At 72.8% G+C, this 16,515-nt stretch carries 16 protein-coding genes; 2 read left to right on the plus strand and 14 right to left on the minus strand.

Translation table 11 applies throughout. From position 1 onward, the window contains the following. The first annotated feature begins 61 nt into the window (after positions 1–61). Positions 62–445, plus strand: coding sequence for a DUF192 domain-containing protein (locus ACFY1P_RS03210; RefSeq protein WP_390749547.1), 384 nt, complete (start codon positions 62–64; stop codon positions 443–445). Positions 446–449: 4 nt separating this feature from the next. Here the strand turns inward: ACFY1P_RS03210 and ACFY1P_RS03215 are convergent, their stop codons facing one another. The 12 genes from ACFY1P_RS03215 to ACFY1P_RS03270 form a co-directional block, all read right to left on the minus strand. After that, complete coding sequence (locus tag ACFY1P_RS03215; RefSeq protein ID WP_390749506.1) at positions 450–1,703, minus strand: hypothetical protein; 1,254 nt, start codon at positions 1,701–1,703, stop codon at positions 450–452. 82 nt (positions 1,704–1,785) lie between these two features. After that, entirely contained in the window at positions 1,786–2,418 is a 633-nt protein-coding gene (locus tag ACFY1P_RS03220; protein ID WP_361527461.1) for an OmpA family protein, read from the minus strand. A gap of 5 nt (positions 2,419–2,423) precedes the next feature. Next, complete coding sequence (locus ACFY1P_RS03225) at positions 2,424–2,999, minus strand: hypothetical protein (protein ID WP_361527459.1); 576 nt, start codon at positions 2,997–2,999, stop codon at positions 2,424–2,426. A 56-nt stretch (positions 3,000–3,055) separates the two neighbouring features. Continuing rightward, on the minus strand, positions 3,056–3,673 hold the full coding sequence (locus tag ACFY1P_RS03230) for a pilus assembly protein TadG-related protein (RefSeq protein ID WP_361527497.1): 618 nt from the start codon (positions 3,671–3,673) through the stop codon (positions 3,056–3,058). Beyond that, positions 3,670–3,894, minus strand: a complete 225-nt coding sequence (locus ACFY1P_RS03235) for a hypothetical protein (protein WP_390749552.1) — start codon at positions 3,892–3,894, stop codon at positions 3,670–3,672. Before ACFY1P_RS03235 ends, ACFY1P_RS03230 begins: the two co-directional genes overlap by 4 nt. 218 nt (positions 3,895–4,112) lie before the next feature. Further along, positions 4,113–5,000 (minus strand): DUF5936 domain-containing protein, encoded by an 888-nt coding sequence (locus ACFY1P_RS03240; protein ID WP_390749507.1) that lies wholly within the window; start codon positions 4,998–5,000, stop codon positions 4,113–4,115. Between the two features lie 9 nt (positions 5,001–5,009). Next, entirely contained in the window at positions 5,010–5,948 is a 939-nt protein-coding gene (locus tag ACFY1P_RS03245) for a type II secretion system F family protein (protein WP_390749508.1), read from the minus strand. A gap of 6 nt (positions 5,949–5,954) precedes the next feature. Beyond that, positions 5,955–7,298, minus strand: coding sequence for a CpaF family protein (locus ACFY1P_RS03250; protein ID WP_390749509.1), 1,344 nt, complete (start codon positions 7,296–7,298; stop codon positions 5,955–5,957). Next, a complete protein-coding gene (locus ACFY1P_RS03255; RefSeq protein ID WP_390749510.1) occupies positions 7,295–7,642 on the minus strand; it encodes a TadE/TadG family type IV pilus assembly protein in 348 nt (115 codons plus the stop codon). The genes ACFY1P_RS03250 and ACFY1P_RS03255 overlap by 4 nt, the downstream gene beginning before the upstream one ends. 632 nt (positions 7,643–8,274) lie before the next feature. After that, a complete protein-coding gene (locus tag ACFY1P_RS03260; protein ID WP_390749511.1) occupies positions 8,275–9,951 on the minus strand; it encodes a CpaE family protein in 1,677 nt (558 codons plus the stop codon). Positions 9,952–9,988: 37 nt separating this feature from the next. After that, positions 9,989–10,711 carry a Flp pilus assembly protein CpaB gene (gene cpaB, locus ACFY1P_RS03265; RefSeq protein ID WP_361523091.1) on the minus strand — a complete coding sequence of 241 codons (723 nt, stop codon included), beginning with the start codon at positions 10,709–10,711 and terminating at the stop codon, positions 9,989–9,991. Between the two features lie 74 nt (positions 10,712–10,785). Continuing rightward, the gene (locus tag ACFY1P_RS03270) at positions 10,786–11,667 is read right to left on the minus strand and encodes a hypothetical protein (protein WP_390749512.1); all 882 of its coding nucleotides are present in this window, start codon (positions 11,665–11,667) and stop codon (positions 10,786–10,788) included. 285 nt (positions 11,668–11,952) lie between these two features. Between ACFY1P_RS03270 and ACFY1P_RS03275 the strand changes: the two genes are divergently transcribed. Next, the gene (locus ACFY1P_RS03275; protein ID WP_390749513.1) at positions 11,953–13,653 is read left to right on the plus strand and encodes a chitinase; all 1,701 of its coding nucleotides are present in this window, start codon (positions 11,953–11,955) and stop codon (positions 13,651–13,653) included. Between the two features lie 77 nt (positions 13,654–13,730). Here the strand turns inward: ACFY1P_RS03275 and ACFY1P_RS03280 are convergent, their stop codons facing one another. After that, positions 13,731–14,606 (minus strand): serine protease, encoded by an 876-nt coding sequence (locus ACFY1P_RS03280; protein WP_361523087.1) that lies wholly within the window; start codon positions 14,604–14,606, stop codon positions 13,731–13,733. A gap of 156 nt (positions 14,607–14,762) precedes the next feature. After that, positions 14,763–16,160, minus strand: a complete 1,398-nt coding sequence (locus ACFY1P_RS03285) for a GntP family permease (RefSeq protein WP_390749514.1) — start codon at positions 16,158–16,160, stop codon at positions 14,763–14,765. Positions 16,161–16,515 lie beyond the last annotated feature (355 nt).

Raw genomic sequence — 16,515 nt, forward strand, 5'->3', positions numbered from 1 at the left:
ACGGCCGAACGGACCTCTCATGCCTTCTCGGCACGACGGCACGCCTCGTCGGCACAGCGGGATGCCTCGCCTGCGCGACGGCACCGCGAGCCTGCACATCCCGCCCGGGAGCGCCGGGCCCGACGTGGAACACGGCAGCGGCCTCGTGGTCCCGCTGGAAGTCGCCGCCTCTTACCGCGCCCGCACCCGCGGCCTCCTCGGCCGCGACCACGTCGAGGGCGCGCTGCTCCTCACCCCCGCGTCGTCGGTGCACACCTTCCGGATGCGCTTCCCCGTCGACGTGGCCTATCTGGACCGGCAGTTGACCGTCCTGGCCGTGCGCACCATGCGCCCCTGGCGCCTCGGGGCGCCACGCGTCCGCTCGCGCCATGTGCTGGAGGCGACGGCAGGAGCCATGCGGCTGTGGGGCCTGCGGCCCGGCGTGCGCGTGGAGATCCGCTCCTGAGAGCTCACTCCCCGCCGCGCCGGGCCGCCAGCGTCCAGCCGCCGAGCCCGAGCAGCAGCAGCGACCCGGTGGTGACGCCCGCGTACCCCACGGCTCGCAGCCGCCGGTCGCGGTGCCGTCCGGCGACCGCGCTCGTCGGTGCCATGCCCCCTCCGGGCTCCCGCGCCTCCTGGCGCGCCTTGCCGACGTCCACCGTGAGCGTGATGGGCACCCGGCCCGGCTTCCCCTGGCCCACCTTGGGGTTGAGGCTCACCTGGAGGTAGTACCAGCCCGCGAGGCGCATGCCCCGGGCCGCGTCCCCGCCCGCGCCGTCGCCGGCCGCGGCGGCGGGCGTGGTCAGCGAGAGCTCCGCGGGCTTGCCCTGGTAGCCGCCGGTCCTGTTCATGACGTAGCCGCGGGCCGCGTTGCTCAGCCCCATCCGCACTCCGGCGATCACGAACGGCGCGCTCGCGGCGTCCTGGTCGGTCCCGAACCGCGCGTTCGCCGCGAGCTGCTGACCGGCCCCGACCGGGACGCGGTAGAAGTGGGTCTCACCGGGCCGGAGTTCGTCCGTCCAGACGCCGGGTCGGATCTCCGCGGCGTCGTTGAAGCCCGACCCGCCCTGGACGCCGCCGCCCTGGACGCCCACTCCCCCGCCGCCCGGCGCGGGGGCGGTGCGCGCCGCCCGGTCCCCGGTGGAGTCGCCCGTCGGCGACGGATCCCCGGGCGCGCTCACGTACTTCAGCTCCACCGGCACGGCCGCCGTGTCCCCGCCCGCGGCGTCGCCGCGCTCCACGACGAAGCGGTAGGTCCCCGCGGCCTTGCAGGCCCCGCCCGTGGCGGTCACCCGCTCCGCGTAGTCGGCGACCGGATAGGCGCCACCGGCCGAGAGGAACGTGCGGTGACGGCCCACGCCGCACTGCGTGCCGTCCAGGGCCTCCAGCGCCACCGAGATCCCGTCCCGGGCCCCCATCGAGCTGCCGGGGGCGGGCACGGCCACGGCCGAGACGTACGCGCTGGACCGCGCGTCCAGCCGCACGGCGTAATACTTCCGCTGCCCGGGGGCGAGACGGTCCTTGTAGGTGTGCGCGCCCGGCTTCAACAGGGGGGCGTCGGCGGTGTTCTCGGAGCCGGCCAGCTCCTGTGCGTCCGGGGCCATCCTGTACGAGGCGACGGGCGCGGCCTCCTCCACCGCGGCGTCCGCCTGCGCGGCCGCCGCGGCCAGCATGCCCAGGGCCGCCGCCCCGACGAGTCCGCCTCTCGCTTTCCCCCGGCGCATCTTCCGCCTCCCTGGCGCGTCCCGGCTTCCCGGGCCTCATCCTGCCGCCTGGTGGGCGGGGGCGCGAGGCATCGTGAGGGCCTCAGCCACGGGTGGGGAAGCTGACCTCCACCCGGCGGTTGCGGCGGCGGCCCTCCTCGGTGGAGTTGTCCGCGATGGGGTAGTCCTCGCCGTACCCCCGTATCTGGTACGCGACGCCCGACGAGCCGATGTTCTGCGCCAGTTGGCGCTGCACCGCGTCGGCCCGCTGCTTCGAGAGCTGCACGCCGTGCTCGGCGGAGCCGAGGTTGTCCGTAAAGCCGAAGACCCGGAGCGTGGTCGCGTGCCGCTTCCTGACCTCGTCCGCGATCGCCCGGATCCGCTTGCCCGCCTCCGCGCCGAGCGTCGCGCTGTCCTTGTCGAAGAGCACCTCCGCCTGGAGGGCGAAGGTGACGTCGACGTTGGTGTCCTCGCGCCGCTCGCCCCCGTCGTCCGTCTCGACGACGGACTTGATGTCCAGGACCCGGCCGGGCGCGAGCTTCGCGCCCGGCCGCATCCGCAGGCCGTGGGCGGAACCGTCGATCTTCACGGGCGGCGTGGTGTCGGCCTTGCCGCCGGGTCCGCTCTGCGCGCGGGCGGGGGCGGCGTCCGGGGCGGTGACCAGCAGGGCGGTGGACAGGACCACCGCGACGGCCGCCCCGCGGCCGAACCGGGGCACGTACACGGTCCGGGTCATCCGGCTCACTCCGAGATCCGCACGCGGACGGACGGCATGGTCGGCACCTGGAAATCGACGTCCGTGACGTTCTCCGGCGGTGCGGGGAACTGCGCGAAGACGGGCCTGCTCTCCTGGGGCTTGATGTTGGTCAGGCCCGTGCTGCACAGGCACTCGCCGTCCGTGTCCCGCAGCACCAGATAGCGCTTCTTGCTCGCCCCGTCGACCAGCGAGGCGCCGGAGATGGAGGAGCGGGACTTCATGTCCGTCTCCTGCGAGAGCCAGTGGATGGCGTTGAACGGCTTGCTGCCGCCGTTCGTCAGCGTGCCGCTCACCGTGACGAAGCCGCCGCTGTCCCGTACCGCGGAATTGACGGCGATGACGACGCCGTCAGGGCCCTTCATCTGGCCTATGACCTCGCCCGGCCGGTCCGAGGGCGCGTTCTTCGCGCTGCCCGGGGGGCCGGCCGACTTCTTGGCCGGTGCGGCGTCCGCGTCCCCGCCGCCGCCCCCGCCGCAGCCGGACACGGCGAGGGCCAGGAGGGACACGACGGCCGCCGCTGCCGCGCGTCTGCGGGACTTCGTGATGTGCCGCGTGCTCATGGGGCGCGTCCTTTCGGGGAGTCGCCGGCGGAAGGGCAACCGCGCGGCGGGCCGCTTCAGTCGGCGAGGCGTACGACGAACAGCGCTCCGGCCGCTCTCGCGAGGTCGTCGGGGCGCTTGGGATCGACCGGCACCACCCGCCCGTCGCACACGATGTCGACGGGTGGCTTCCGCGCCTCGGGGGACATCCCCGCGCAGCGCGGTTCCACCACGGCGCGGGCCGTGGCGCTCGCGTGGACGTCCTCGGTGCCGGGGACGACCGAGCGGCCGACGGCAGCCGAGGAGCGGACGGTGACGGTGAAGGCCACGGGCAGCGGCCCCGGGGCCGACGTGCCGCACCCGCCCACCACTTCCGCGCCGTTGCTCCGTGCGTACGCGTCGGCCTCGCCGCAGGCGGCGCCCGCGTCACCCGTACGGCCCGCCAGCCAGTCCGCCCAGGCCCCGTCGGACCCCAGGGCCGCCGACAGCCCCGTACGCAGCTGATCGCGGTAGCTCTGGGCCGCCGCCAGGGCGGCGGCGTCCGCGGCCGTCTGCGCGCCGTTCTTGTTCGCTCCCGCCTGGCCCACGGCGAAGAACGCCAGCGCGAGGAAGAGCAGTGCGGCGACCGCCGTGACGTAGATCGGGAACGCCTGTCCGGCGTCACCGCGCGAGCGGAGAGTGACGGCGCGCGTCAGCCGCCCGTGACCTGGGAGATCTTGTCGGAGATGGCGCTGGCGATCGCGCTGCCGAAGTCCGTCCGGGTCAGCACCAGGACGATCGCTACGACCACGGCGATGATGCCCAGATACTCGATCGCGGTCTGCCCCCGGTCGCCCCACGGTGTGTGGCGGCGCTCCCCGGGGTCTCTCCCCGGGCCCCGGTCGTTTCCCGGGATGCGCTCGCGCGACGTCTCCATGCTCTTCCCCTCCATCGACGGCAACCCCCGTGCGGTACGGAATCCGGGTGTGGTGCGTGGTGTCGCTCACGCCACATGAAAAGTACGCCGGAACGGCACTCCCGGAACAGTGCGTCCGGCACCATTCCCTTCCCCTGGAGGGGAGTTGGGACACCATCGAACAGACGCGCCTCACGGAACCCGCTCGCCTCACACGCCCCACCCCCTCTCCAACTTTTTCAACGCCCCATGATCGAGCCGAAGTTCGTACCCGACCCCAGGAAGAAGCCCGCCACCATCAGGATCATGGTGCCCGGCACCATGCAGGTGGTGATCACGACCGTGGCCTTCGGCACCGCGCGGGCCGCGCGGCGGCGGGCCCGCTGGGCGTCCGTGCGGCGCATGTCGTCGGCGATGGCGATCAGCGTGTCGACGATGGGCGCGCCGAGCTCCTCGCCCTGCTGCAAGGCCGTGACGAACCGCGCGACCTGTTCCGAGTCGTTGCGCACGCGCAGCCCCTCGAACGCCTGCCGCCTGCTGACGCCCATGTCCAGCTGGCGCAGGGTGATGCGGAGTTCGTCGGCCCACGGGCCCTCGTACTTCTCCGCCACCCGGTCGAGGGCCTGCCGGAAGCTCAGCCCGGCGCTCACGACGACCGCCAGGACGTCCAGGAAGTCCGGCAGGGTGCGGTCGATGGCGTCCTTGCGTTCGCGTACGGCGGCCCAGATGCCGACCTCGATCCAGAAGAGCCCGAAGGCGACCAGCAGCAGGGCGACGACCAGCCGTCCGGCGAGGAGCATGACGAGGGCGCCGCCGAAGCCGAGGAAGCCGTAGACGGCGCGGCGCGCGGCGTAGCGGTCGACCGTGAGGCCGCCGGGGTTGCCCGCGCGGTCGATCCGGGTGCGCACCTTCGCGACCCGCTTCTCGCCCATCATCCGCAGCACGAGCGGCGCGTAGCGCATGCCGAGCCGGTCGAGTGCCGAGCCCACGGCCGTGGTCCGGGTGGCCCCGACCTCCAGGGCCAGGGTGAGGTCCGTCGGCAGCTTGACCTCGCTGCGGTAGAGCGCGATGCCCGCGCAGGCGCCCGCGACGGACAGCGCGGCCAGCAGCCCCAGCAGAAGACCCATGCCCGCCCCTCAGACGTCGATCCTGGACAGCCGGCGGATCGCCACGAAGCCCAGCGCGTAGAGGCAGAACGCGGCGACGACGGCGGCCTGGCCGAGGAAGGTGGAGGTCATGCGGTCGATCGACCCGGGCGCGATGCGGTCCATCAGCAGCAGCGTGCCGACGCCCATCAGGGGGACGACATAGGCCGTGACGGTCACCTGCGACAGCTGGGTGCGCACCTCCCGGCGGGTCTCCTTCCGCTCCTCCAGCGTCCTGGTGAGGTTGCGGAGCGAACTGACCACCGTGCCGCCCGCTCTGTTCGAGAGCACCAAGGTCGTCACCAGGACGCCGAGTTCACGCGAGGGCAGCCGCTCGGCGAGCTCGCCGAGGGCGTCGTCGACCGAGTGTCCGACCGCGAGCTTGTCGGCCACCTTGGCGAGTTCCTCGCCCGCAGGCGCCTCCATCTCGTCGGCGGCCATGGCCAGCGCCGTACGGAGGGCGAGTCCGGCCTGGGTGGCGTTGGCCAGGATGCGGGACAGCTCGGGCAGCTGGTTGATGAACCGCTCGATGCGCTTGCGGCGTTGCAGACCGAGGAAGGCGGACGCGGACCACAGGGCGGCCAGGGCGGCGGGCGGGCCGAAGAAGGGCGCGAGGGCGGCGGCCGCCACGAGCCACAGCCCGGCCGCGGCCGCGACCGCGCAGACGGTGAACTCGCCCGGTGTGACGTCCAGTCCCGTCGACGCGAGCCGCCGCTCCAGCCGGCGTCCCGCCCGCGTGGCACGCAACCGCCGGTCGAGCCCCCGGAAGTGCCGCACACGCCCGGCAGACGGCAGGGCCGGGGCGTCGGAGAGCCGCGCCACCAGCGACTGCCGCTGCGCCTTCCCGGCCGCGTACACCAGCACGCCCGCCGTGGCCAGCGCGCAGCACAGCAGGGTGGCACCGGCGGTCAGCAGTACAAGTGCGTTCATGTGCGGCTACCTCTGCCTCGCTTCTCGGACGGTGAGCTCGGTGGGGAACGCGGCGACCCCGAACGCCGCCGGTACGGCCTCGTCGGCCATCCGCAGCCGCTCGGCCACGCGCTCGGGGACGGGGAAGCACGAGAAGTGCCCCCGCACGATGCGGTCCGAGTCCATCGGCCGGGCGTCGAAACGGCAGACGGTGGCCAGGCGGTAGTCCTCCCTGCCGTGCGAGTCGAGCAGCGCGATCTCGACGACCCGCCGCGAGCCGTCCGCGTGCCGGGTCAGCTGGACGATGCAGTCGACGGCGCTGTTGATCTGGTCGCGCAGCGCCTCGTACGGGATCTTCACCTCGGACATCGACGCCAGCGTCTGCAAGCGCATCAGGGCGTCCTCCGCGCTGTTGGCGTGCACAGTGGCGAGCGAGCCGTCGTGACCGGTGGACATCGCCTGGAGCATGTCGAGCGTCTCGCCGCCGCGCACCTCGCCGACGATGATCCGGTCCGGGCGCATCCGCAGGGAGTTGCGGACGAGGTCCCGGATGGTGATCCGGCCGTTGCCCTCGACGTTGGGAGGACGCGACTCCAGCCGGATCACGTGCGCCTGTTGGAGCTGGAGCTCGGCGGCATCCTCCACGGTGATGATCCGCTCGCCCTCCGGGATCAGCCCGGACAGCGCGTTCAGCAGGGTGGTCTTGCCGGAGCCGGTCGGGCCGGAGACGACCACGTTGAACTTCGCCCGGACGAGCGCGGAGAGCAGCACCAGCATCCGCTCGTCGAGCGTCCCCATGCCGATCAGCTCCGGCAGGGTGTACGCGCGGGGGAAGCGGCGGATGGTCAGCGTCGCGCCGTTCAGCGCGAGCGGCGGGATGATGACGTTGACACGCTCGCCGCTGGGCAGCCGGGCGTCGACCATCGGATTCGACTCGTCCACCCGCCGGTTGACGGTGGAGACGATGCGCTCGATGGTCTGCATCAGCTGTTCGTGGGACGCGAACCGTACGGGTACGAGCTCCACGCGGCCGGCGCGCTCCACGAAAATCTGGTCCGGGCCGTTCACCATGATCTCGGTGACCGAGGGGTCCTCCAGGAGGGGTTCGAGGACACCGAGCCCCAGTGCCTCGTCGACGACGCGGCGGATGAGCCGGTCGCGCTCGGAGGTGGAGAGGACCGGGCCCTCCCGGCTGAGGATGTGCCCGAGCACGCGCTCCAGCCGGGTGCGGCGCTCGGCCGCGGCGAGCGCGGACATCTCGGCGAGGTCGATCTCCTCCAGCAGCTTCGCGCGGTAGACGGGAACGAGGTGCCCCGACTCCCGCCCTTCCGTGGGCACTTCCGGTGCGGTGATCCGCGCCCGCAGGCTCATGGCGCACTCCTCGGCAGTGGCCCGGCCGGGCAGCGCATGGTGGCCCGGCGGGTGACGGACCGGTCGCCCAGCAGCGGCAGGACGGCCGGGATCCTGACCGTGACGGTGGCGGTGGTCTCCCCCGCGCCCTCGCAGGGCGCCGCGTCGGGCGCGCCGTCTGTTTGCAGCCAGCCGCTCAGCGCGGCCCGGCCGGCGTCCGCCGGTGTCGTCCTCGGGTCGTCCTGGGTGGCGGTACGGGCCGCGGCTCTCGCGGCGCTGCCGGCTTGCTGGGTGGCGAAGGCGGCGAGGCCCAGTTGCAGGGCGGCGAGTCCGATCAGGAGCAGGACGGGAAGGAACCCGAGCAACTCGATGGAGGCGGACCCTCGATCACGCCTGCGGCGGGCTTGCTTGTCTGCCCCGCCCCTGCCTGCACTGGGGCACGCGCCCCAGGCCCCCGCGACGCGTTCCCCTGCCCCACCGCTTCCCGGCTGCGCCTGACGCACGACTCGGCGTGGGGGCTCGGCCCCAGCCCCCTGGCTGCGGGCCGGTGGGCGCCTGCGGCGCTTTGTTCCCCACCCCGCCCCTTCCCGAAACTGGGGCGCTGCCCCAGACCCCGATGTGCGGGTCGGTTCGCCCCCTGCGGCGGGAGCGGCCTGCGGCCGCGTCCTCAAACGCCGGACGGGCTGAAAAGAAAAGAATGGCGCGCCCCGGCTGCAATGAGCGCCCCGGACGGGCTGAGTGTGTACCCCGACGCCCGCACTTGCCCTCCGGCGGGAGGGGGTGGGGTCGGAGGGTGGGGTTCTGGAACGCGGTGCGTCTTCACGGTACGCAATACGGGCAAGGGCGCCCGCACCGCGTTCCAGGTCCTCAGCCCGGAGGCGCCACCCCCGGCACCACAAACCCAGCCCGGCCGGCGATTGAGGCCGCCCGCCGCAGGCGGCAACGCACCCGCAGACAAAGACGAACCCGCACCCGACAACCGCAAGCAAAGACCCCCTCACCGCTCCCCCTCGAACGCCGCCCCCGCCACCCCCGAAACCCGCCAAGGCCAACTCACCGCCCCAGGAAAAAGCACCGGCACAGACAGCGAAACCGTCGCCCGGTAAACACCGCCCTCCACCCCGCACCCCACCCCGTCCGTACCCCACGCGCCCGGAACGTCCGCCGTCGCCGCCGCGACGCAGTCGCCTCCCGCCGCGCCCACCCGGGCGCCCTTGTCGGCGGCGTCGCCGGCGAGGGAGTACGTGTAGCCGATCAGTACGCACTGCCAGACCACGGCGAGCACCACCAGGACCAAGGGCAGGATGCCGAGGAACTCCACGGCCACCTGTCCGCGGTCCCCGCCGCGTCGGCGGAAGCGCGCGGGCGCGAGCTGATCGGGGCCCGTACCCCCCGCACCACCCGGCTCTATCGCCGCCCGCCGCCTGCGCAACCCACCCGTGAGCGAACGGTCCGCGTGCGCGCCGGCACGCGGCCCGCCGGTGCGGGCGGCGGCCGGGCCGGAGGCGAGGCCGAGTTCGGCGGCGAGGGTCCACAGGGCCTGCCGGACGGCGGACCGGGCGTCGAGGTCCTGCATGCGGCCGGAGTCGACGGCGGCCTGGAGTTCCTTGTAGCCGGCCGGGACGGTTGTGCGGGCCGCCCGGGTGCCGGTGGCGCGCTCGACCAAAGACGGCTGGATCTCCGCGCTGCGGGTGTGCCGGTTGACGACGGTGACGGTCTCGGAGGCCTTGCGGATCTGGAGCCGTTCCCAGAGCCGGACCATGCGCTTGGCGGCCCGTACGGACACCACGTCCGGTGTGGTGACGAGCAGGGCCACGTCGGCGGTCTCGACAACCGCCGCTCCGGCGGCGGTGAGCTGGGTGCCGCAGTCCACGACGACGAGTTCGTAGCGGCCGCGCAGGGCGCCGACGATCTGCCGGGCCGCGAGGTCGCCGACGTCCTCGCCGCGCTCGCCCTCCGCTGGTGCGAGGAGCACGCCGGGCCCGGCCGGGTGCGGGAAGACGGCGTCCTGGAGGACGCGCGGGGAGATGTCGCTGATGCCCGCCAGGTCGGCGATGGAGCGCCGGAACTGCACGTCCAGATAGGAGGCGATGTCCCCGGACTGGAGGTCCATGTCGACCAGGACGACGCTGCGCCCGGCGGCGGAGGCGGCGAGGGCGAGCTGGACGGCGGTGACGGTCGTACCGACACCGCCCTTGGCACCGGTGACCGCGACGAGCGTGCCACCGGGCCCCGCGTCGGCCGCTCCCTCGCCACCGCCGCCGAGGTGGCGGCGGACGCCCGCGGCCCACTGGGCGGCCGCCTGCACCCGGGTGCCCAGCTCGTCGTAGGAGAGCGGCAGCCCGGCGAGGCCGCGGGCGCCGGAGTCCATGGCGGCGGCGTAGAGCGCGGGGCTGGGGGACGCGGTGACCAGGACGACGCCGGTGGCGGGGAAGCGGAGGGCCACTTCACGGATGAGTTCGAGCGCGGGTAACGGCCCGAGGCGCTCGTGGACGAGCACGACCTCGGGGAGGTCCTGGGCCGAGGCGGCGCCCAGGACGGCGAGCGTGTCGAGGAGCCGGGTGGAGTCACCGGCGGTCGGCAGCGGCTCGACGCCGGGGAGCTGGCCGAGGAGCCCCCCGACGGCGCGGGCGGCGTCCGGGTCACCGATGGCCGGGAGAATTCTGATCGTCACCGTGTCCCTGCCTCTCCTGGACCGCTGTCCGTCGCCGTCACTTGTCGCTGTCGAGCGTGTAGGTGCGGTCCGCGCCGCTGACCCCGGAGTCGTCACCGGGGGCGACCAGCGCGAGCCGCACATGGGAGGCGAACGACTCCGCGTACGCGACGCGCTGGGCGTCCTTGGTGTCGAGGGCGAAGGTGATCGGCACGGCCTCCCCGGCGCGCCGGGTGGTGGCCCCGGTGGAGCCGCCGTCGCGGTCGAGGGCCTTCAGCTTGCCGACGGCGATGACCTGCGCGTCGCTCACGATGACCTTGGAGACGGGCTTACTGCCCTGGTCCTTGCCGTCGAAGGTGGCGAAGATGTTGACCTTCGAGCCGGCGTTGATCTTCCCGGCGACGCCCGTCGCCGCGTCGATCATGATGGCGATCTCCTGCTGGCCCGGCTTGAGTTCGGGCCGGGCGGCCATCATGTCCTCCTGGAGGAGCGACCCCTTGTGCAGCGGGGTGACGGCGATCTTGCCGGTCAGCTGTCCGAGGTCGGTGACGGCGGTCGGGGGCAGCCAGCGCTTGGGCATCGAGATCTTCTCGAAGCGGTCACGGGCCTCTTCGAGCGGCTGGTAGGCGGGGATGTCGGCGCGCAGCCGGTAGGCGGTGGTGCCGGGGCCGGTCTTCGACTCCGCGTCGTGGATGACCGAGAAGACCCCGGCGAACGCGCCGAGGGCGCAGAGGGCCGACAGGAGCAGGAGGATGATCCCGCGGCGCTGGCGTGAGTTCATGGGGCGGCGGACCTCGTTCGGGGATGGGACCGGCGGTGGCACGAGGGGGCGGGCGGGTGCGGCGGCATGCCGGCTCAGCCTCCGGCCGACGCGAGGTGCCGGGCGGGCGGGTCGAGCGCGTGCCCTCCGGCCGCGCGCGGCAGTGGTCCGGCGCAGAACGCGCAGCGGTCACCGATGAGTTCGAGTCCGCACCAGTGGCACTCCTCGCGCCGTACGGACGACACGAGTTGGTAGAGCACCGAGGGGTCGGGGATGGCGGCCGCGAACTCGACGGCCCGGTGGGTGCCCCACCAGCGGGCCGATCCGTCGGGCAGAGCGGTCTCCTGGACGCCCTGGACGCGCCAGTGGGGGGCGAGGGTGTCCACGACCCAGTCGTCGCCCTTGAGGGGCCTGCCGCGGGCCACGGTGAGCCGGGTGCCGAAGCCGGGGCCGTCGGGCGCCTGGTCGACGCCGGTCCGCAGCAGGCGGGGCACCGGGTTGACGAGGACCGCGAACCGGGTGCCCGGGAGTAACGACCCGAGGTGGGTGCGGAGGCCGACGTCCACCCGGTCGAGCCGGGCGACACTGGCGAGTTGGGCGCCCGCGTAGATGTAATGCGCGAGCAGCCGGGCCGCGCAGGCGAGGACGCCGGGGCTGAGGTCGGAGACGGACAGCTGACGGAGCTGGCGGGCCAGCACGGCGACGGCCAGGGGCGGCAGGGCGACGGGCAGCAGGGCGATCCGGTCGCTCTCCAGGACGGACCGGACGGTGCGCAGGCGCCGGACGTACGGGGCGGGCAGCGAGTCCGGGTAGAGGACGGCCACATAGCCGCACTGGTCGAGCAGGATCGCCGTCTGGGTGACCGCGGTGTCGAGCGGCTGCGCCTCGGGCGGCTGGAACACGGCTGCGTCGGGGGTCTGCCCGTCGGCGGGCGGCAGCACCAGGCCGGGGCTGGTGACTGCTATCGCAATGGGCACGTCGGCTTCCCCGTTCACTCCGGCCGCGGGGGCCGCGGCGGACGCAGTTCGATACCGCCCTGTGCTGGCGCCTCCGCACTTTATCCACGAATGGAGCGGCTGAGAACCGCCCTTCGGGGTTTGGGCCGGGCACCCCCGCGGTGGCCTGGGTGTCTGCGCGGAAAGCCGTGACGGATGTATTGACGGACGCATTGGACTAGACCATCTTTACGCCAGACGGCGACGACCCCCCGAGCACCTTCCGCCGACGTCACACCCTCAACTCCCTTCCCACCGGAGGCCGTAGTGGAACACGCGATACGCAGCACCCGCACCGGAACGAGACGCCGCCTTGGCGCGCTCCTGGCGACCGCCCTCGCGGCCACCGGCCTGACGGCGTTCGGCGGCTCGCCCGCGCATGCCGCGGACGTGAACCTCGTCAAGAACCCGGGATTCGAGTCCGGGCTCTCCAACTGGACCTGTTCGAGCGACAGCGGCACCACGGTCACCTCACCCGCGCACAGCGGCACGAGCGCGCTGAAGGCCACTCCGGCCGGCTCCGACGACGCCCAGTGCGCGCAGACCGTCACCGTCCGGCCCAACTCCTCGTACACGCTGAGCGCGTGGGTGCAGGGGTCGTACGTCTACCTCGGGGCGAGCGGCACCGGCACCACGGACGTCTCGACGTGGACGCCGTCCGCGAGCGGCTGGCAGCAGCTGAGCACAACGTTCAGCACCGGCGCGAACACGACGTCCGTCACGGTCTACACGCACGGGTGGTACGGGCAGCCCGCGTACGTCGCGGACGACGTCGCCCTGACCGGCCCGGGCGACCCGGGCGGCCCCGGTGACCCCGTGCCCGCCGCGCCCGGCGGGCTCACGGCCAAGGCGGCGTCCTCCTCGTCCGTGGCGCTCTCCTGGAACCCCGTCTCCGGCGCGACCGGTTACAACGTCTACCAGGACGGCACCAGGACGCAGTCCGTCAGCGGCACCACAGCCACCGTGACCGGGCTCGCGCCGTCGACCTCGTACCGCTTCGAGGTGACGGCCACGAACGCCACCGGTGAGTCCGCGAAATCGACGGCCGTCACCGTCACGACAGGCGCGGGCAGCGGCGACGGGCCGTCCGTGCCGAAGCACGCGGTGACCGGCTACTGGCAGAACTTCGACAACGGCGCCAAGGTCCAGCGGATCAGCGACGTCCAGAGCCAGTACGACATCATCGCCGTCGCCTTCGCCGACGCGACGGCGACGCCCGGAGCGGTGAGCTTCACCCTCGACCCGGCGCTGAACTACTCCGAGGCCGCGTTCAAGGCCGACATCGCCGCCAAGCAGGCGGCAGGCAAGAGCGTCGTCATCTCCATCGGCGGCGAGAAGGGCAGCGTCTCCGTCAACGACGCCGCGTCCGCGGCGAACTTCGCCGACAGCGTCTACGCCCTGATGCAGAAGTACGGCTTCAACGGAGTCGACATCGACCTGGAGAACGGGCTGAACCCGACGTACATGACGCAGGCGCTGCGCGCCCTGTCGGCGAAGGCGGGCAGCAAGCTCGTCATCACGATGGCGCCGCAGACCATCGACATGCAGTCGCCGTCGGCGGGCTACTTCAGGACCGCGCTGAACATCAAGGACATCCTGACGGTCGTCAACACACAGTTCTACAACAGCGGTTCCATGAACGGCTGCGACGGCAAGGTCTACTCCCAGGGAACGGTGGACTTCCTCACCGCCCTCGCCTGCGTTCAGCTGGAGGGCGGCCTCGACCCGTCGCAGGTGGGCCTCGGCCTGCCGGCGTCCACGCGCGCCGCGGGCAGCGGCTATGTGGCGCCGTCCGTCGTCGACGACGCCCTCGACTGCCTGGCGAAGGGCACGGGCTGCGGCTCCTTCAAGCCCTCCAGGACGTACCCCGGGATCCGGGGAGCGATGACGTGGTCGACGAACTGGGACGCGGCGGCGGGTGACGCCTGGTCGAGCGGCGTGGGACCGCACGTGCACGCGATGCCGTAGCGGCGGTGAACCCGGAGGACGCTGGACGGGCGGAAGACGCCCGTCCAGCGTTCGCGCTTCCGGGGCCCGGCTCCCGACTACCGCTGCCGCGCCAGCCCCTCGTCCGTCCGGGGGAGGTCACAGCCCGGCAGGGACAGGTCCAGCTTGTTGCCCGCGGCGAAGCACTTGCCTATGCCGTAGGTCTCCTCCGCGTAGTTGGTGCCCTGCCGGACGGTCACCTGGCCGTTCTCGTCGACCTCGCAGGGGTTGTTCTCGGTGCACCGCTCGCCGTTCTCGTTGCCCGTGTTGTTGATGGCGATGACCTTGCCCGAGCTGGCGTCGATCACCGGCGAACCGGACGTCCCGCCTATCACGTCGCACGTCGAGGTGTAGCGGAGGGAGTCCTTCCAGGTCCAGTCGCCCTCGCGCAGGCGGTAGACGAAGCCGTCGACGTTGCAGGAGTAGATCTTCTTCCAGTAGCCCGAGACCACCTTGATCGGCGTGCCCGCGGTGGGGTGGTCGGCGGAGAGCTTCAGGGCGTCGATCCTGTAGCGCTGCTTGATCTGCGCGTACGTCTGGTCGAGCTCGTAGAGCGTGACGTCGGTGTCGGTCATCGTGGAGTACGAGACCTTGGTGGCGCGCAGCGTACCGGCCTTGCCCGCCGAGGAGTTGAGCAGCGTGAACGTACGGGACGAGGGCTGGTCGGTGATGACCTCGCCGGGGCCCGGCATGCCCGTCTCCAGACAGTGGCCGTTGGTCATGACGAGGCCGGGGTCGTTGTCGCCCGAGTTGGGCAGCTTGATCAGCGACCCCGAGCAGTTGCTGAGGGCGACCGTGCCGGCGAAGTCGACGGCCTTGGTCTTGCCCGCGGGCGCCTGCGTGGCCGCGGAGGCCGTACCGGCGCCGACGGCGGTGGCACCGGTGAGCAGGAGTGTGGCGAGTGCGCCGACGAGTGGTCTGCTGACGCGCGTCATGGGGGGTGGGTCCTCTCTGGAGGCAGCCGGGACGGCGTGCTTGGTTTTGACGTGTGCATTGTTGGGGGCGGTGGGGTCCGGCGCAATCAATCAGCCACAAGTGAAAGGGAAGTTGGCCGGAACCAGGCACGTACGACAGCGGCCGGGAACCAGCGGTCAGACGACGGCGCTCAACGCGCAGACCACCACCCCGAACCCCGCCACCGACAGCACCGATTCGAGCACCGTCCAGGACGCGAGCGTGTCCCGCTCCGAGATGCCGAAGTACGTCGCGACCATCCAGAAGCCGCCGTCATTGACGTGCGAGGCGAAGATCGAACCCGCCGAGATCGCGACGATGACCAACGCGAGCTGCGGCTGCGAGTAATGGCCCTCCGGCAGCAGCGGCGCGACGATGCCCGCCGTGGTGACGATCGCGACCGTCGCCGACCCCTGCGCGACCCGCAGGACGACAGCGATCAGCCAGGCGAGCACGATGACGGGCAGGCCCGCGCTGTCGAACGTGTCCGCCAGCGCCTTGGCCACCCCGCTCGCCTTGAGCACGGCACCGAACACCCCGCCCGCGCCGACGACGAGCAGGATGTTGCCCACCGGCTTGAGCGACGCCGTCGACACCTTCTCCAGCGCCTGCCGCGACCAGCCGCGCCGGATGCCCAGCAGGTAGTACGCGAGGAACAGCGCGATCGTCAGGGCGACGAAGGGATGGCCGAAGAACTCCACCACCGAGCGGCCGGTGCTCGGGTCGAACGCCACGGAGGAGAACGTGGCCAGGAGGATGAGCACCAGCGGCGTCCCGATGATCGTCAGCAGCGTGCCCAGCGGCACGGGCGCGGCGGCCGGGGCGACGTCCCCGGCGACCGCGGCCTTCGCCTCCCGGGCCGCCTCCACCATGTCCTCGGGCACGGGCACGAAGACGCGCTCACCGATCCACGCCGCGTACGCCCAGGCCGCCAGTACCGCCGGGATGCCCGCGGCGGCACCCATGAGGATCACCCACCCGAGGTCGGCCCGCAGCAGCCCGGCCGCGGCCACCGGGCCCGGGTGCGGCGGCAGGAACGCGTGCGTCATCGACAGCCCGGCCAGCAGCGGCAGCGCGTACAGCAGGACCGACCGGCCGCTGCGCCTGGCCGCCGCGTAGACGATCGGCGCGAGCACGAAGATGCCGACGTCGAAGAAGACCGGGATGCCGAAGACGACCCCGGTGAGCCCCATGGCGAGCGGCGCCCGCCGCTCGCCGAACGCCGCCAGCAGCCGCGAACTCAGCGCCTCCGCCCCGCCGGAGACCTCCAGGACCGACCCCAGCATCGTGCCCAGCCCGATGATGATCGCGATATGCCCGAGGGTGCCGCCCATGCCGGACTCGACGACGGAGACGGCGTCCGACTTCTGCACCGTGCCGAGGAGTTGGGTGACGGAGAGCCCGGAGGCGAGGCCGACGGCGAGGGAGACGGTGAGCAGGGCGACGAAGGGCTGGAGCCGGATCTTGATGATCAGCAGGAGGAGCAGGGCGATGCCGGCGGTGGCTATGGTGAGGAGGGATGCGGTGCTTTGCATGTGGCTCCCTGGTGGGGCTCGCCGCTGTTGGGGGCGGGTTGCTCGCGCCTGCGGCGGGCTTTGTTCCCCTGCCCCGCCCCTTCCCGGCTGCGTCTGATGTGCGGCTCCGCCGCGTGGGGGCTGCGCCTGCGGCGGGCTTTGTTCCCCTGCCCCGCCCCTTCCCGAAACCGGGGAGACCCCGGACCCCCTGACCGCGCTGACGCGCGGTGTCCTCAAACGCCGGACGGGCTGGAATGGGCACCCACATCAGCCAATTCAGCCCGTTGGGGGCACCTCTGGGGGCACCCCCGGACGGAGTCTGGGGGAGGTAGCTGGGGGAGTTTGAGGACGCGCCCGCAGGGCGCTCTCCGCCGCA

Source organism: Streptomyces sp. NPDC001407, assembly GCF_042895325.1.
Taxonomy (GTDB): Bacteria; Actinomycetota; Actinomycetes; order Streptomycetales; family Streptomycetaceae; genus Streptomyces.

Bases quoted from the DNA above. Each gene is read 5' to 3' on its own strand.
- ACFY1P_RS03210 (WP_390749547.1), top strand. From the start codon at position 62: ATGCCTCGCCTGCGCGACGGCACCGCGAGCCTGCACATCCCGCCCGGG.
- ACFY1P_RS03215 (WP_390749506.1), bottom strand. From the start codon at position 1,703: ATGCGCCGGGGGAAAGCGAGAGGCGGACTCGTCGGGGCGGCGGCCCTG.
- ACFY1P_RS03220 (WP_361527461.1), bottom strand. From the start codon at position 2,418: ATGACCCGGACCGTGTACGTGCCCCGGTTCGGCCGCGGGGCGGCCGTC.
- ACFY1P_RS03225 (WP_361527459.1), bottom strand. From the start codon at position 2,999: ATGAGCACGCGGCACATCACGAAGTCCCGCAGACGCGCGGCAGCGGCG.
- ACFY1P_RS03235 (WP_390749552.1), bottom strand. From the start codon at position 3,894: ATGGAGACGTCGCGCGAGCGCATCCCGGGAAACGACCGGGGCCCGGGG.
- ACFY1P_RS03240 (WP_390749507.1), bottom strand. From the start codon at position 5,000: ATGGGTCTTCTGCTGGGGCTGCTGGCCGCGCTGTCCGTCGCGGGCGCC.
- ACFY1P_RS03245 (WP_390749508.1), bottom strand. From the start codon at position 5,948: ATGAACGCACTTGTACTGCTGACCGCCGGTGCCACCCTGCTGTGCTGC.
- ACFY1P_RS03250 (WP_390749509.1), bottom strand. From the start codon at position 7,298: ATGAGCCTGCGGGCGCGGATCACCGCACCGGAAGTGCCCACGGAAGGG.
- cpaB (WP_361523091.1), bottom strand. From the start codon at position 10,711: ATGAACTCACGCCAGCGCCGCGGGATCATCCTCCTGCTCCTGTCGGCC.
- ACFY1P_RS03280 (WP_361523087.1), bottom strand. From the start codon at position 14,606: ATGACGCGCGTCAGCAGACCACTCGTCGGCGCACTCGCCACACTCCTG.
- ACFY1P_RS03285 (WP_390749514.1), bottom strand. From the start codon at position 16,160: ATGCAAAGCACCGCATCCCTCCTCACCATAGCCACCGCCGGCATCGCC.